The following is a 14,190-nucleotide window of genomic DNA, read 5'->3' as shown; positions in this document are numbered from 1 at the left end:
CCTGATGCGCGTTTGCTCGGGCTTAACCATTTGAATTTGAAGCGCATTGTTCGAGCTTGTTAATCGTATCCACGAATATCTTCAGTGTCATTGCATCAAAGCACTTGCCAGGATTCAAAACGCACCATATAATTTCGCTTCTTCAGGCTCGTAGCTCAGCTGGTTAGAGCACCACCTTGACATGGTGGGGGTCGTTGGTTCGAGTCCAATCGAGCCTACCAACGAAAGTGAAAGTCCGGCTCGCCGGATTTTCAAAACTGCAGCAAGCGTTTTGGCGCGAAAGGCAAATGAACAAGATGGCACCGCGAACGTTGACCGATACAACTTCGGAGCGACGCTAGTCGAGGACCACTTTCGCCTTTGCAGTTGTAGGAAAAGTGAATGCGGCCCCTCGAATGTGGGGCCGCATTTTTTTTGTCTTCGCGCGTTTGTTTCGCGTCTTGCAAGGCATTGTTGAATGAACTTGGACGCCGGTTTCGGCATCTTGGAGAACGAAATGGTTTCGATACGTTTGCCCGACGGCTCAGTTCGCCAGTACGACCACCCGGTGACGGTTGCGGAAGTTGCCGCATCGATTGGCGCTGGGCTTGCCAAGGCCGCACTGGGCGGCAAGCTCGACGGCGAATTGGTCGATACGTCCACGCTGATCGAGCGCGACGCAGCGCTTTCGATCGTCACGGACAAGGACGCCGACGGTCTCGACATCATTCGTCACTCCACCGCGCACTTGCTGGCTTACGCGGTCAAGGATCTGTACCCGGAAGCGCAAGTCACTATCGGTCCTGTGATCGAGAACGGCTTTTACTACGACTTCGCGTACAGCCGTCCGTTCACGCCGGAAGATCTGGAAAAGATCGAAAAGCGCATGGCCGAGATCGCGAAGAAGGACGAGCCGGTTTCGCGCCGCGTCGTCACGCGCGGTGAAGCGGTGGACTACTTCAAGAGCATCGGTGAGAAATACAAGGCGGAGATCATCGAATCGATTCCGTCCACCGACGACATCAAGCTCTACTCGCACGGCGGGTTCACCGACTTGTGCCGAGGCCCGCACGTGCCGTCCACCGGCAAGCTGAAAGTCTTCAAGCTGATGAAGGTCGCGGGCGCGTACTGGCGCGGCGATTCGAAGAACGAGCAGTTGCAGCGTATCTACGGCACGGCCTGGACCAAGAAGGAAGACCAGGAAGCGTACCTGCACATGCTGGAAGAGGCCGAGAAGCGCGATCACCGCAAGCTCGCAAAGCAGCTCGACCTGTTTCATCTGCAGGAAGAGGCGCCGGGCATGGTGTTCTGGCATCCGAAAGGCTGGGCAATCTGGCAACAGGTCGAGCAATACATTCGCCGTCGGCTGAGCGAAGTTGGTTATCTCGAAATCAAGACGCCGATGATCATGGATCGCTCGCTCTGGGAGGCGTCCGGTCACTGGCGGAACTATCGTGAAAACATGTTCACGACGGAGTCGGAAAAGCGCGATTACGCCATCAAGCCAATGAACTGTCCCGGCCACGTGCAGGTGTTCAATCATGGTTTGCGGTCGTATCGAGACCTACCGCTGCGCTACGCGGAATTTGGCTCGTGTCACCGGAATGAGGCGTCCGGCGCGTTGCACGGCCTTATGCGCGTGCGTGGATTCGTTCAGGACGACGCGCACATTTTCTGCACGGAAGACCAGTTCATCGAAGAATCGATCGCGTTCAACACGCTTGCAATGAGCATCTATAAGGACTTTGGGTTCGATCACATCGACATCAAGCTGTCGCTGCGCCCCGATGCCCGTGCCGGTACCGACGAAACCTGGGATCGCGCCGAGCAGGGTTTGCGCGACGCGCTGACGGCTTGCGGTCTGACCTGGGAAGAGTTGCCGGGCGAAGGCGCGTTCTACGGTCCAAAGATCGAGTACCACATCAAGGATGCACTTGGCCGCTCCTGGCAATGCGGTACGCTGCAGCTCGACATGGTTCTGCCGGAACGGCTGGGCGCGGAATACGTGGCCGAAGACAATAGCCGCAAGCGTCCTGTGATGCTGCATCGTGCAATCGTCGGGTCCATGGAGCGTTTCCTGGGCATTCTGATCGAGCACTATGCTGGTGCAATGCCCTCGTGGCTGGCGCCGGTGCAGGCTGTCGTCCTGAATATCGCGGAAAGTCAGGCCGAATATGCGCAGGAACTGACCCAATCGTTGCAAAAACAAGGGCTTAGAGTTGAGAGCGATTTGCGCAACGAGAAGATTAGTTATAAAATACGAGAGCACACGTTGCAAAAGGTCCCTTATTTGCTGGTTGTCGGGGACAAGGAACGTGAGGCACAAACCGTAGCCGTGCGTGCTCGTGGCGGTATCGATGCTGGCGTGATGCCGGTCGATGCATTCCTTGAGCGTCTGCAGCAGGACGTGCAGGCGTACAAGTAAGCCCACCCGCAGCGCGGCTAGTTTTTTGAACATTTAGAGGAAACGTAACATCGCTACTGATAAGTCTGCACATCGCATCAACGGGGAAATCACGGCACCTGAGTTGCGCCTGGTCGGAGTGGACAATGAGCCGCTGGGAATCGTGAAGCTCGCCGATGCTTTCCGCATGTCGGAACAACAAGACGTGGATCTCGTCGAAATCGCGCCTCAGGCCGTTCCGCCTGTTGCACGCTTGATGGACTACGGCAAGTTCAAGTATTCGGAAGCCAAGAAGCAGCACGAGGCGAAACTCAAGCAGAAGATCGTTCAGGTCAAGGAAGTCAAATTCCGTCCTGGCACCGACGACGGTGACTACAACGTGAAACTGCGCAACCTCACGCGCTTCCTCGAAGACGGCGACAAGACGAAAATCACGTTGCGTTTCCGCGGCCGCGAAATGGCCCACCAGGAAATTGGCATGCGCGTGCTCGAGCGGCTGAAGGCCGACCTCGAAGAGCACGGTCAGGTCGAGCAAATGCCGAAAATGGAAGGGCGCCAGATGATCATGGTCATGGCCCCGAAGAAAAAGAAGTAAATCGATGGATCGCGCGGCCGGAACGTCATGGTCTGCGCGGCATCGATTGAGCAGGTTTCAGGGTGTTGCCTGATAATGGCGGCGCTCATGAAAAAGCGGTGATTTTTATAGATTGTTAAAAATTGCCGCTCATAAGTGGTATGTGGGTTTCGAAGGGCGGGTCAGGATCGTTTGGATCGACCGCACACCCATATCCATCTAATAAACTGGAGTAGTTCATGCCGAAGATGAAGACCAAGAAGAGTGCTGCAAAGCGCTTCGTGGTGCGTCCGGGCGGTACCATCAAGCGTGGTCAAGCCTTCAAGCGTCACATTCTTACCAAGAAGACCACCAAGGTAAAACGCCATTTGCGCGGTTCCACGGAAGTTCATGCATCTGACATGAATTCGGTGCGCGCAATGTTGCCGTTCGCTTAACCCTTAACTGACACTCACAGGAGCGCACTATGCCTAGAGTCAAACGTGGGGTTACCGCACGGGCCCGTCACAAGAAGATCATCAAGCTGGCCAAGGGTTACCGCGGCCGTCGCAATAACGTCTATCGCATCGCCAAGCAAGCGGTCATGCGCGCAGGGCAATATGCCTATCGCGATCGCCGCAACAAGAAGCGTGTGTTCCGTGCTTTGTGGATCACGCGTATCAACGCGGCGGTGCGTCAGCACGACATGACGTACAGCGTGTTCATCAACGGCCTGAAAAAGGCTTCGATCGAACTCGACCGCAAGGTGCTGGCCGACATGGCTGTGTTCGACAAGGCTGCTTTTGCTGCGATCGTCAAGCAGGTAAAAGCCGCCGTTGCAGCCTGATCAAGCTTGTTAGCGAGATTGGTACTGCGTGGTTCGTTGTAGCGTTATCCGTTGGCGGTTGTACGGTAACGCAACAACTCAAAACGGGGCTCGACATGAGCCCCGTTTTTGTTGGTGAAGCCGGGTTGAAGCTGGCCCGGGAACGATCAGAAGGACTTTGACGCTGAAATGATGGGATCAATGGATCTGGACCAGATTGTCGCCGACGCGCGAAATGCCTTCGAACAGGCTGCAGACGCGGCCACACTCGAAAACGAAAAAGCCCGCTTTCTTGGCAAGTCCGGGGCGCTTACCGATCTGCTGAAGGGTTTGGGCAAGCTCGATCCCGATACCCGCAAGACCGAAGGTGCGCGTATCAACGCGGTCAAGCAGCAAGTGGAAGCAGCGCTGAACGCGCGCCGTCAGGCGCTGGCGGATGTGCTGCTGAACCAGCGGCTGGCATCGGAATCAATCGATGTCACCTTGCCCGGCCGCGGTCCCGGCGCCGGCAGCCTGCATCCGGTCATGCGCACGTGGGAACGCGTCGAACAAATTTTCAGCACGATTGGTTTCGATGTGGCCGATGGCCCGGAAATCGAAACGGATTGGTACAACTTCACTGCGCTGAACAGCCCGGAAAATCATCCCGCGCGTTCCATGCAGGATACGTTTTATATCGACGGGAAAGATGCGGATGGGCGGCAACTCCTGCTGCGCACGCATACGAGCCCGATGCAGGTGCGTTACGCGCGTATGAACAAGCCGCCGATCAAGGTGATCGTGCCGGGCCGGACGTACCGTGTGGACAGCGACGCCACGCATTCGCCCATGTTCAACCAGGTCGAAGGACTGTGGATTGAAGAGAACATCAGCTTTGCCGACCTGAAGGGCGTGTACTCGGATTTCCTCAAGAAATTCTTTGAGCGCGATGACATTCTCGTGCGCTTCCGGCCATCGTATTTCCCGTTCACCGAGCCGTCCGCTGAAATCGACATGATGTTCGAGCACGGCAAGAATGCCGGAAAATGGCTTGAAATCTCGGGCTCGGGCCAAGTGCATCCGAACGTGATCCGCAACATGGGACTCGACCCGGAGCGGTATATCGGCTTTGCGTTTGGCAGCGGTCTCGAACGCCTGACCATGCTGCGTTATGGCGTGCAGGACCTGCGCCTTTTCTTCGAAAACGATCTGCGTTTCCTCGAGCAGTTTGCCTGAGACATTTATCTCCGAGCACGTTGCCAAAGGCCGTCGTCCAGACGCAGACACACCCTATTTCGAACTAGACACACATGCAATTCCCGGAATCCTGGCTTAGAACTTTCGTCGATCCGAAGCTTTCGACCGATGAACTCTCACACGCGCTGACCATGGCGGGTCTCGAAGTGGAGGGGCTCGCGCCGGTTGCGCCGCCGACCACGAAGATTGTCGTCGGGCACGTGCTGGAAGTGGCGAAGCACCCCAACGCCGACAAGCTCAACGTGTGTCAGGTCGATGCCGGTACGGGCGAGACGCTGACCATTGTGTGCGGCGCGCCGAATGTGGCGCCGGGCATCAAGGTTCCGGTCGCGCTGGTCGGCGCGGAATTGCCGCCCGCCGAAGCCGGCGGCGCGCCGTTCGCGATCAAGCTGTCGAAGCTGCGCGGCGTGGAAAGCCAGGGCATGTTGTGTTCGGCGCGCGAGCTGAAGCTGTCGGAAGACCATAGCGGCCTGATGATCCTGCCCGCAGAAACGGCGATCGGCGAGGACATCCGCAAGACGCTGAATCTCGATGACACCGTGTTCGAAATCAAGCTGACGCCGAACAAGGCGGATTGTCTGTCGGTGTTTGGCGTCGCCCGCGAAACGGCTGCAATCACCGGCGCAGCGTTGCATCCGCTGGATATCCAGCCGGTGACGGTGACTATCGATGAAATCTTGCCGGTCAAAGTGTCGGCGCCGGATTTGTGCGGACGTTTCTCCGGCCGCGTGATTCGCGGCGTGAATGCTCACGCAAAGACGCCAGCATGGATGGTCGAGCGCCTCGAACGCTCGGGTCAGCGCAGCATTTCAGCGCTCGTCGATATCTCGAATTATGTGATGCTGGAACTCGGCCGTCCGTCGCACGTGTTCGACCTGGACAAGATCCAAGGCGGCATTGAAGTGCGTTGGGGCAGACAAGGCGAGACGCTCAAGCTGCTCAACGGCAACACGGTCGAACTCGATGAAACCGTCGGCGTCATCTCGGACGACCAGCATGTCGAAAGCCTTGCCGGGATCATGGGCGGCGACAGCACGGCCGTTTCTCTGGACACAACAAACATTTATCTGGAAGCCGCATTCTGGTGGCCGGACAGCATCCGCGGCCGCGCGCGCAAATACAATTTCTCGACCGATGCAGCGCATCGGTTCGAACGTGGCGTTGATTACTCGACGACCGTTGAACACATCGAGCGCATTACCCGGCTGATTCTCGATGTTTGCGGCGGCAATGCCGGTCCGGTCGATGACCAGACGCTCAACGTTCCAAAGCGCGAACCGGTGAGCATGCGTGTTTCGCGCGCGAACCGGATTATCGGCGTGACGATCGGCGCGGAAGAAATCGCACAGATTTTCACGCGGCTCGGCCTGAAGTTTACGCACGACGGCGACGTTTTCGCCGTGACGCCGCCGCCGTATCGATTCGATATCGAAATTGAAGAAGATCTGGTTGAAGAGGTTGCGCGCATTTACGGGTTCGAAAAGATTCCGGCGCGACCGCCTGTCGCAATCAGCGAAATGCGGCCGACCAACGAAACCAAACGTTCCGTTCATGTGCTGCGACACGCGGTCGCCGCGCGAGATTATGTAGAGACGGTGAACTTCAGTTTTGTCGATGCTGAATGGGAAGCGGATTTCGCCGGCAATTCGAATCCGGTGAAATTGCTGAATCCGATCGCAAGCCAGCTTTCGGTAATGCGTACGACGCTTTTCGGCAGCTTGATCAATGTGTTGCGCTACAACCTGAACCGTCGCGCCGACCGGATTCGCGTATTCGAAGCCGGTCGCGTGTTCCTGCACGATCCGTCGATCAAGGCGGGCGAACTGGCGGTTGAAGGTTTTGCCCAGCCGAAGATGATTGGCGGCCTGGCTTATGGCCCGGCGCTCGAGGAACAGTGGGGCGCGCCATCGCGGGCGGTCGATTTCTTCGACGTGAAAGGCGATGTGGAAGCGCTATTCGCGCCCGTGGTTCCGCGGTTTGTGAAAGCGGAGCATCCTGCATTGCACCCGGGACGCAGCGCCCGGATCGAGATCGACGGTCGCGCGGTAGGCTGGATCGGCGACCTGCATCCGCGCTGGATGCAAAAGTACGACTTGCCGCATGCGCCGGTTTTGTTCGAAATCGAAGCCGAAGCCTTGATGCAACGCGCGTTGCCTGTACCCGCCGACGTGACGAAATTCCCGCCTGTCCGACGCGATATTGCGGTTGTCGTGGATCAGAAAGTAGAGGTCCAGGCGCTCCTTGACGAGCTCGAAAGCGCTCGCTCGGAGCCTGCCTGCAAGTACATCACGAAGCTTGCTTTATTTGACGAATTCCGTCCAAAATCAAGCACTTCCGGTGGGTTGGGTGAGCACGAGAAAAGCCTTGCCTTCCGTGTAACGTTGCAAGATACTGGCGGGACGCTTCAGGACGAAACGGTCGATACGGCCATCAAAACACTGGTGGAACGCTTGACTCGAGTACATGGCGCGCGATTGCGCGGATAGCCAGCAGCTGGCGCCCTCCGTCTTCATCGTCACGCCATTTTTTCGATATGAACCAAATGAACTCGAGTGATTTCGAAGCCCTTCTTTCGGCGCAACGCAGCGCCATGATCCGAGATGTCTCCACTTCGAACAGTGCAGCAACGGCAGAAACGCCTACGCTCACCAAAGCCGAATTGGCGGAGATGCTATTCGACCACGTCGGGTTGAATAAGCGCGAAGCCAAAGACATGGTGGAAGCATTTTTTGAGGTCATTCGCGACGCCCTTGAAAGCGGCGACAGTGTCAAGCTATCTGGTTTTGGCAACTTCCAATTGCGCGACAAACCGCAACGTCCCGGCCGTAATCCAAAAACGGGAGAAGCCATTCCCATTGCGGCGCGCCGTGTCGTCACGTTTCATGCGAGTCAGAAGTTGAAAGCACTGGTGGAAGCCGGTGCTGAAAACAGTTTCGGCCGCTGAAGTGACGGGCATACGTTGTGTATCGCCCAAGCGCTTATTAGCGATATCCATCAGATTCGCGACATTCACCAAGACGGTTGATTGACGATGGAAAAAGTCGTCCTGCCTCCAATCCCTGCAAAACGCTACTTCACAATTGGCGAAGTGAGCGAGCTGTGCGGCGTCAAGCCGCATGTGCTTCGTTACTGGGAACAGGAATTCACGCAGTTGAGGCCCGTAAAGCGGCGCGGTAATCGTCGTTATTATCAGCATCATGAAGTGCTGCTGATCCGCCGCATTCGAGAATTGCTTTACGAGCAGGGTTTTACCATCAATGGCGCGCGTAACCGTCTCGATTCACACGGCCGTCCGAATGGAAGTGCGGCCGATCTGGATGACGCGGGAGAAACGGCCGGTGTGCCTGAAGCAAATGTCGCGGTCGATGTCGAGCAATTGCGCACGGAATTATTGAAGGTGATCGATTTACTGGGCGGTTAAGCGACAGGCTTATATCCGACTCGCTACTGAAAAGAGTCGCTGATTATTCAGCGACTCTTTTTTATATCAACAGACTGAAGATTTGGCGGCGACGTACATGCGATTTGACGCGCCAGTCATTTTCTGGCGTTATCGCGTCTTATTTCAGTCAATGGCAAATCCGATTCCGAAAGCATCGCTTTCAATACATCATTGGCAAAATCCTCGACTACCGCGTGCCACTCCAAGGTACCTACCGGAAAATCAGCAGGAGACGCCTTGCCTTGCGCCTTTCGGATTGCGCCGACACTGATACTCAATGCCCGCGCCCTCAGAAAGGTCGGATCATTCGAGTCGTCGGCAAGATTCTTTTCGTGGTTCATAGATGGGCTTTCGGCCACCGCGAGAAAAACTTTAGCGTTATTTAAAGGGACGGGTGCAAGCTCAACGCGCAAGCGCCCATCATCGTCGCCGCTTCATTCAAGAAAAGAAGTTGTGAAAACGTAGATAAACAGCGATTCAATTAGATGAAATTATGATCAGAGAATTGAACACTGCTTAAGTCAGCGGATTGCATAATCATTCGACCGTTTGCATCATTTACGGCTAAATTCTGGATAAACTTTAAGCGAATGGAATTATGCATCGGGAAAAGCTGCGGCGCTTGAATGGGCGGTAAAAGTGATCCATGTATGCACTTCCAACGTAAAGTCTCATTGCAAAAAGTACTGCAATGCGGTTGTACGGCACCCCTTCCGTATGCAACAGGTTCCGTTTTATTGATTATTCGTTCATATCGGTCGATTGACGCGCCTCTCGCTCGTCGTGTCGACAGAAGGCGCTAAGTCCACACCGTCTTCAGATGGTCCATTACATTCAACTGAGGAGCACTGCAATGTCCACGTCTACCGTCAAGCCGATCCCGGACGGGATGCATACCATCACGCCTCATCTGATTTGCAAAGGCGCCGCCGATGCCATTGCGTTCTACGGCAAAGCGTTTAATGCGGTCGAACACATGCGCTTGCCTGGACCGGGCGGCACGGTGATGCATGCAATGCTCGGTATCGGCGATTCCACATTGATGCTTGCAGAAGAGTTCGAGAATTGCGGTCACCACAGTCCACTCGCGCTGAAAGGGTCGCCGGTGACGTTGCATCTATATGTGAACGATGTCGATAGCGCCTTTGCGCAAGCCGTTGAAGCTGGCGCAAAGGTCATCATGCCGGTCGCCGACATGTTTTGGGGTGACCGCTATGGCCAGGTGGAAGACCCGTTCGGTCATCGCTGGTCGCTCGCAACGCATACGCGCGACTTAAGCCCGGAGCAAATCCGGGAAGCGGCGGCCGCGGCAATGTCGCAGTAATTTCCAAGCGTTGCGCGCTTTAGGCGTCGCGCGCAACGCTCGCCTACTGGCCGAACTTCTCTAGCCAAACGGCCGCTTCGCCCGCCGTCATTCAACAAATAACAAAAATGAATTTGGGATGAAGCACGCGCGCCGGTACGATCGCGCGTTTTGAAGCAATTTTTATAGCTTTCTTTGCAGCTTCTTTCGGCGCAGCCCATCCCATGTCCACTTCCTTCGCGGCCGAGCCCGCACTTGCATCGTCGGCGTCCGACGCCACGCGCCCCGTCATCCGCAGCGCTGCCGATGTCTCGAACCTCGTCAATCGCGGCGCCGCGGTAGGAAGCGACGCGCGCATCGTCATCGCGATTGCGCTGGGCGGCGTTTTCCTCGATGCCTACGATCTCGGTGCGCTCGCATTCGGCGTAAAAGACATCGCGCGGGAATTTTCGCTGGCGCCGGCGGCCACGGGTTTCGTCGCGTCGGCCATCACGTTCGGGGCGATCATCGGCGCGTTTCTGGGCGGTTATCTCACCGACAAGATCGGCCGATACCGCGTCTTCATGGCCGACATGTTTTTCTTCGTCGTCGCGGCGATCGCGTGCGGCCTTGCGCCGAATGCCTGGGTGCTCGGCGGCGCGCGTTTTGTGATGGGCCTGGGCGTTGGCATCGACTTGCCAGTCGCGATGGCGTTTCTTGCGGAGTTCTCCCGGCTGAACGGCCGTGGCAACAAGGCGGCGCGCATTGCGATGTGGTGTCCGACCTGGTATGCCGCCATCAGCGTGTCCTACTTTCTGGTGCTCGCCTTGTACGCCGTGTTGCCCGCCAGCCATTCGGGCTGGTTATGGCGCCTCACGCTCGGGTTCGGCGCGTTGCCGGCGTTGGTGATCATCGCGATCCGGAGCCGTTACATCAGCGAGTCACCGGTCTGGGCCGCAAACCAGGGCGATTTGCGCGGCGCTGCGCAAATCCTCAAGCGCTCGTACGGCATTGATGTAGACGTCGATGCCGCCGCGCTCCAGAGCGCACAAGCGCCGGTGCACAAGGCGACCTGGAGCAATTACGGCGCGTTGCTGCGCGGCGTTTATCTTCGCCGTACCGTCCTCGCGACCGTTATTGCCGTGGCTTCATCGTTTGCGTATAACGCCGTGGCGTTCGGTTTGCCCGTGATCATCTCGAGCTTTCTCGCGCAGTCGATGTTGACCACCATTCTCGCCTCGCTCGCGTTGAATTTGTGCTTCGCGTTCGTGGGCGGACTGATCGCGGTGCGCACCGTGCCGAAGGTCGGCGCGTGGAAGCTGACCGTGCTCGGCTACGCGTTTCAACTGGCGGCGTTGATCGGTTTGGCCGTGGTCGGACGCCCGGCTGGCGGTGCGCAAGTTGCGCTGGCGATAGGCTTTCTCGCCGTCTTCCTGCTCGGCCAAGGTTTCGGTCCCGGTTCACACAGCATGACGTTTGCGTCGCTCAGTTACCCGACTTCGCTGCGTGGTGTTGGCGTGGGTTTCAACCAGACGCTGATGCGCGCAAGTTCGACGGTGTCGTTGTTTTTGTTTCCCGTGCTGTCGGCGGCGTTGGGCACGAAGGTCTTCTGGATCATTGCGGTCGCGCCGCTGGCGGGATTGGTTGCGTTGCTTTCGATCCGGTGGGAACCGTCGGGTTATGACGTCGACGCCGAGGATTTTGTTTCGGCCAAGCAAGCTTAGTGGTGCAGTGGTGTAGTGGTGGCTTTCTTGCAGCCACCGAGTGCGATCGAAGTGAAACGCCGGTACGATTGCTCGTGGTGAGTCCAACGGCGGCTTGGTTTACGGCCGCATTATTTTATGTCCACGAGGAAAAAATGATCGTTGAAATGCGTATCTACCATTGCGCGCCTGGCCGTTTGCCTGCGTTGAACGACCGGTTCACCAATATCACGCTGGAATTCTTCAAGAAATATGGCATCGAACAGATCGGGTTTTTTACGACGATCGCCGGTCCAAGCAATCACGCCCTGACGTATTTGCTGAAGTGGGAAAGTCTGGCTGAGCGCGAAACCAAGTGGAACGCGTTTCAAGCCGATGCCGAGTGGATCGCCAAGCGCGCCGAGACGGAGGCGAAGTTGCCGATCGTCGAGCGCATCGAAAATCATTTTCTGACGCCAACGGCTTATTCCGCCTTGCGTTGATGGCTGCATTGTTTGAAAGACGCCCGGTTATCGTTCGATAGCCGGGCGTTTTTGCGTGATGTTATGCGGCACGTAGCGAGGGAGTGTTGACGTTTTTCGAGCTGCCGCGCGATCCACGACGGGCCGTCTGCGAAGGCGGCGCAATCTCCGGCAGTCGTCCGTGTTCCTGGAAGTATCCGACCAGTTCGACGGCAGCGCCATAATCTCGCTGCGCGAACCAGCCTTTCATGGCGACCAGGAAACCATCGATGGCGTCATCGCCAAAATCCTTCGCTACATCTGCAAGTGCTTCCGCCAGCGCATTGATGCGCTGCTGCGGCGACAACGTGCTGGCAATATGCGACGCGCTTCTCGACACGGTCATTGCGTGAACCGGCCAGAGCTTGCTATCGAAAGCGCTGCTGTTTGCTTTTTTACGGCCTTTGCTGACTGACATTTGTGTTTCCCCGGAATGCGGCAGTAGGGTCGCGGCAGAATTGAGCCGGCCGGTCTGGCCTTGGTTTTATAGTGGTTGAAGGTCTATACGCGGCGAGCGCGCGACCGGATGCGCGCACTGCAGCAAAATTGCGGAGCAAACGAAAAAAGGACCTAGGCGGTTAAGCCTAAGTCCTTCATCAAACTGGTCGGGGCGAGAGGATTTGAACCTCCGACCACCTGCACCCCATGCAGGTACGCTACCAGGCTGCGCTACGCCCCGAAAGAGGAAAAGTATATCAGAGAGTTTCCAAATTTTGAACTGGCGAACTCGTTTTCGAGCGGAGTTCCGAGCAATTCACTCCTTCCGGAAGCAATTTGCGTTCATTCGGTCGGAGCACCAAGCGCCTCACAAAAGGTCGCTTAATACCGCAATTCAGACTGGGTGTATTCGGACGTTTGAATCATCACTGAAGGCTCTTCGCGGCTGCGATCACGCAACCGGAACCTAAGCGCCATGACGGCCGCAACCGCGCACGGTATGGCGTAAGCGATCGCACGCTCGCCGCAAGCGGACAGCGACGATAAATCGATGTAGCGCTCCTTGTCCGTGGTAGTCGCCGACGCAAAGACGAAGGTCAGCACGAAATCCAGCGTCATCGCGAGAAGGCAGAAGCCGACAAAAATCAGCGCGCCGTTCCAGAAGGGCTCGCGTCGTGCGTTGTTGAGCACGTTGCAGATCAGGATGGCGGCGGCCAGCAATACGAAATTGAGGAGCAACGGAAACCAGGGGAAATTCATCACCAGCCCGACGTAGTTGTCTTGAGAAATGGAAGGTCGCTTCAACGAAACCAGATAGCGAATCGGCGCGATCTTCACACGGGCGGTGACACGATTTGAATACGATTTATCCTAGTTTTCGAGCCGAATTTGACGGGCCGTGTGTGTCGAAGGCGTCACCATTCGAGAGCGCCTCGGAGACAAAGTCGATGAACGTTCGCACCTTGGTCGTCATGTATTTGCGGCTTGTGTAAACGGCGTAGACGCGCGGCGCGAAGGTCGTGTAAGCGGGGAACAGATGCGTCAACGCGCCTGACGCCAGATCCTGTTCCACGATCCATTCCGGCATGTAAGCAAGACCGAGCCCGGCGCGTACGAGCTGGAGCGACATGGAGCTGTCGTTGGTCTTGAGCACGGCGTTGTTCTTGACGCTGAACACGCCATCCGGACCGCTGAACTCGACACTATCCACGCTGGTGTATGTCGGCAATATGATCTCGTGGCGTTCGCCCAGTTCGCGCGGATGCTGCGGCTGACCACGACGCTTCAGATAGCCGGGCGAACCCACCAGCACGAAAGGCACCTTGCACAGAGGCCGGACGATCATCGTAGGCGAAGGTTCGGACGTTGCGCGCAACGCCATGTCGTAACCTTCTTCTACCAGATCGACGAAGCGATTCTCGAGCCGCAGATCGATCAGCACTTCGGGATAACGCGCACGATACGCCACCAGGATATCGGCGAACTTTGCATTGGCGAACCACCCCGGCGCCGTGATCTTCAGCACGCCGCGCGGTTTGTCGGTTTGCGAACCCACAGCGGATTCTGCGGCCTGCAGTATGTCCAGCGCCTCGCGGCATTGCTCGTAATAGACGCTGCCGGCCTCGGTCAAGCTCAAGTGCCGCGTCGTCCGGTTCAAGAGGCGCACGCCGAGTTGCCGTTCGAGGTTCGCGACGTGTTTGCTGGTCATCGCGGTCGAGATGTCGAGGCGTTCGGCTGCCTTCACAAAACTGCCGGCTTCAACAACGTCGCGGAAGACGCGCAGGCTGGTCAATCCATCCATGACACTTTCCCGGCAGAAAACAAAGC

General features: G+C 57.0%; 15 protein-coding genes and 2 tRNA genes. 12 read left to right on the top strand and 5 right to left on the bottom strand.

Going from position 1 to position 14,190, the window contains the following annotated elements:
- Positions 1 to 144 precede the first annotated feature (144 nt).
- The 9 genes from ASG35_RS25395 (at position 145) to ASG35_RS25355 (ending at position 8,419) form a co-directional block, all read left to right on the top strand.
- Positions 145 to 221 (top strand) — tRNA-Val (locus ASG35_RS25395).
- Between the two features lie 275 nt (positions 222 to 496).
- On the top strand, positions 497 to 2,404 hold the full coding sequence (gene thrS, locus ASG35_RS25390; RefSeq protein ID WP_056364649.1) for a threonine--tRNA ligase: 1,908 nt from the start codon (positions 497 to 499) through the stop codon (positions 2,402 to 2,404).
- A gap of 49 nt (positions 2,405 to 2,453) precedes the next feature.
- Positions 2,454 to 2,978: a translation initiation factor IF-3 gene (infC, locus tag ASG35_RS25385; RefSeq protein ID WP_075359824.1), complete on the top strand. Its 525-nt coding sequence runs from the start codon at positions 2,454 to 2,456 to the stop codon at positions 2,976 to 2,978.
- A gap of 218 nt (positions 2,979 to 3,196) precedes the next feature.
- On the top strand, positions 3,197 to 3,394 hold the full coding sequence (rpmI, locus tag ASG35_RS25380) for a 50S ribosomal protein L35 (protein ID WP_031359004.1): 198 nt from the start codon (positions 3,197 to 3,199) through the stop codon (positions 3,392 to 3,394).
- 29 nt (positions 3,395 to 3,423) lie between these two features.
- Positions 3,424 to 3,783, top strand: coding sequence for a 50S ribosomal protein L20 (rplT, locus tag ASG35_RS25375; RefSeq protein WP_007585475.1), 360 nt, complete (start codon positions 3,424 to 3,426; stop codon positions 3,781 to 3,783).
- Between the two features lie 180 nt (positions 3,784 to 3,963).
- Complete coding sequence (gene pheS, locus ASG35_RS25370) at positions 3,964 to 4,977, top strand: phenylalanine--tRNA ligase subunit alpha (protein WP_056364203.1); 1,014 nt, start codon at positions 3,964 to 3,966, stop codon at positions 4,975 to 4,977.
- A 74-nt stretch (positions 4,978 to 5,051) separates the two neighbouring features.
- On the top strand, positions 5,052 to 7,484 hold the full coding sequence (gene pheT, locus ASG35_RS25365) for a phenylalanine--tRNA ligase subunit beta (RefSeq protein ID WP_056364202.1): 2,433 nt from the start codon (positions 5,052 to 5,054) through the stop codon (positions 7,482 to 7,484).
- 47 nt (positions 7,485 to 7,531) lie between these two features.
- Entirely contained in the window at positions 7,532 to 7,942 is a 411-nt protein-coding gene (locus tag ASG35_RS25360) for an integration host factor subunit alpha (RefSeq protein ID WP_056364192.1), read from the top strand.
- 87 nt (positions 7,943 to 8,029) lie between these two features.
- The gene (locus ASG35_RS25355) at positions 8,030 to 8,419 is read left to right on the top strand and encodes a MerR family transcriptional regulator (protein WP_056364190.1); all 390 of its coding nucleotides are present in this window, start codon (positions 8,030 to 8,032) and stop codon (positions 8,417 to 8,419) included.
- A 116-nt stretch (positions 8,420 to 8,535) separates the two neighbouring features.
- Here the strand turns inward: ASG35_RS25355 and ASG35_RS25350 are convergent, their stop codons facing one another.
- The gene (locus ASG35_RS25350) at positions 8,536 to 8,781 is read right to left on the bottom strand and encodes a hypothetical protein (RefSeq protein ID WP_056364187.1); all 246 of its coding nucleotides are present in this window, start codon (positions 8,779 to 8,781) and stop codon (positions 8,536 to 8,538) included.
- Positions 8,782 to 9,293: 512 nt separating this feature from the next.
- Between ASG35_RS25350 and ASG35_RS25345 the strand changes: the two genes are divergently transcribed.
- The 3 genes from ASG35_RS25345 to ASG35_RS25335 all read left to right on the top strand — a co-directional run bounded on the left by ASG35_RS25345 (position 9,294) and on the right by ASG35_RS25335 (position 11,907).
- Positions 9,294 to 9,764: a VOC family protein gene (locus tag ASG35_RS25345; protein ID WP_056364185.1), complete on the top strand. Its 471-nt coding sequence runs from the start codon at positions 9,294 to 9,296 to the stop codon at positions 9,762 to 9,764.
- 203 nt (positions 9,765 to 9,967) lie between these two features.
- On the top strand, positions 9,968 to 11,446 hold the full coding sequence (locus ASG35_RS25340; protein WP_056364183.1) for an MFS transporter: 1,479 nt from the start codon (positions 9,968 to 9,970) through the stop codon (positions 11,444 to 11,446).
- Positions 11,447 to 11,580: 134 nt separating this feature from the next.
- Positions 11,581 to 11,907 carry an NIPSNAP family protein gene (locus ASG35_RS25335; RefSeq protein WP_056364647.1) on the top strand — a complete coding sequence of 109 codons (327 nt, stop codon included), beginning with the start codon at positions 11,581 to 11,583 and terminating at the stop codon, positions 11,905 to 11,907.
- A 61-nt stretch (positions 11,908 to 11,968) separates the two neighbouring features.
- Here the strand turns inward: ASG35_RS25335 and ASG35_RS25330 are convergent, their stop codons facing one another.
- From ASG35_RS25330 to ASG35_RS25315, 4 genes are all read right to left on the bottom strand, one after another.
- A complete protein-coding gene (locus ASG35_RS25330) occupies positions 11,969 to 12,343 on the bottom strand; it encodes a hypothetical protein (RefSeq protein WP_056364180.1) in 375 nt (124 codons plus the stop codon).
- A 184-nt stretch (positions 12,344 to 12,527) separates the two neighbouring features.
- Positions 12,528 to 12,604, bottom strand: a tRNA-Pro gene (locus tag ASG35_RS25325).
- A 140-nt stretch (positions 12,605 to 12,744) separates the two neighbouring features.
- A complete protein-coding gene (locus ASG35_RS25320; protein ID WP_056364178.1) occupies positions 12,745 to 13,200 on the bottom strand; it encodes a hypothetical protein in 456 nt (151 codons plus the stop codon).
- A 28-nt stretch (positions 13,201 to 13,228) separates the two neighbouring features.
- The gene (locus ASG35_RS25315; RefSeq protein WP_056364176.1) at positions 13,229 to 14,164 is read right to left on the bottom strand and encodes a LysR family transcriptional regulator; all 936 of its coding nucleotides are present in this window, start codon (positions 14,162 to 14,164) and stop codon (positions 13,229 to 13,231) included.
- Between the last annotated feature and the right edge of the window lie 26 nt (positions 14,165 to 14,190).

The organism is Burkholderia sp. Leaf177 (assembly GCF_001424345.1).
GTDB lineage: Bacteria > Pseudomonadota > Gammaproteobacteria > Burkholderiales > Burkholderiaceae > Caballeronia.
Note: the sequence above shows the minus strand (reverse complement) of the source record. Positions and strands in the feature narration are given on the sequence as shown.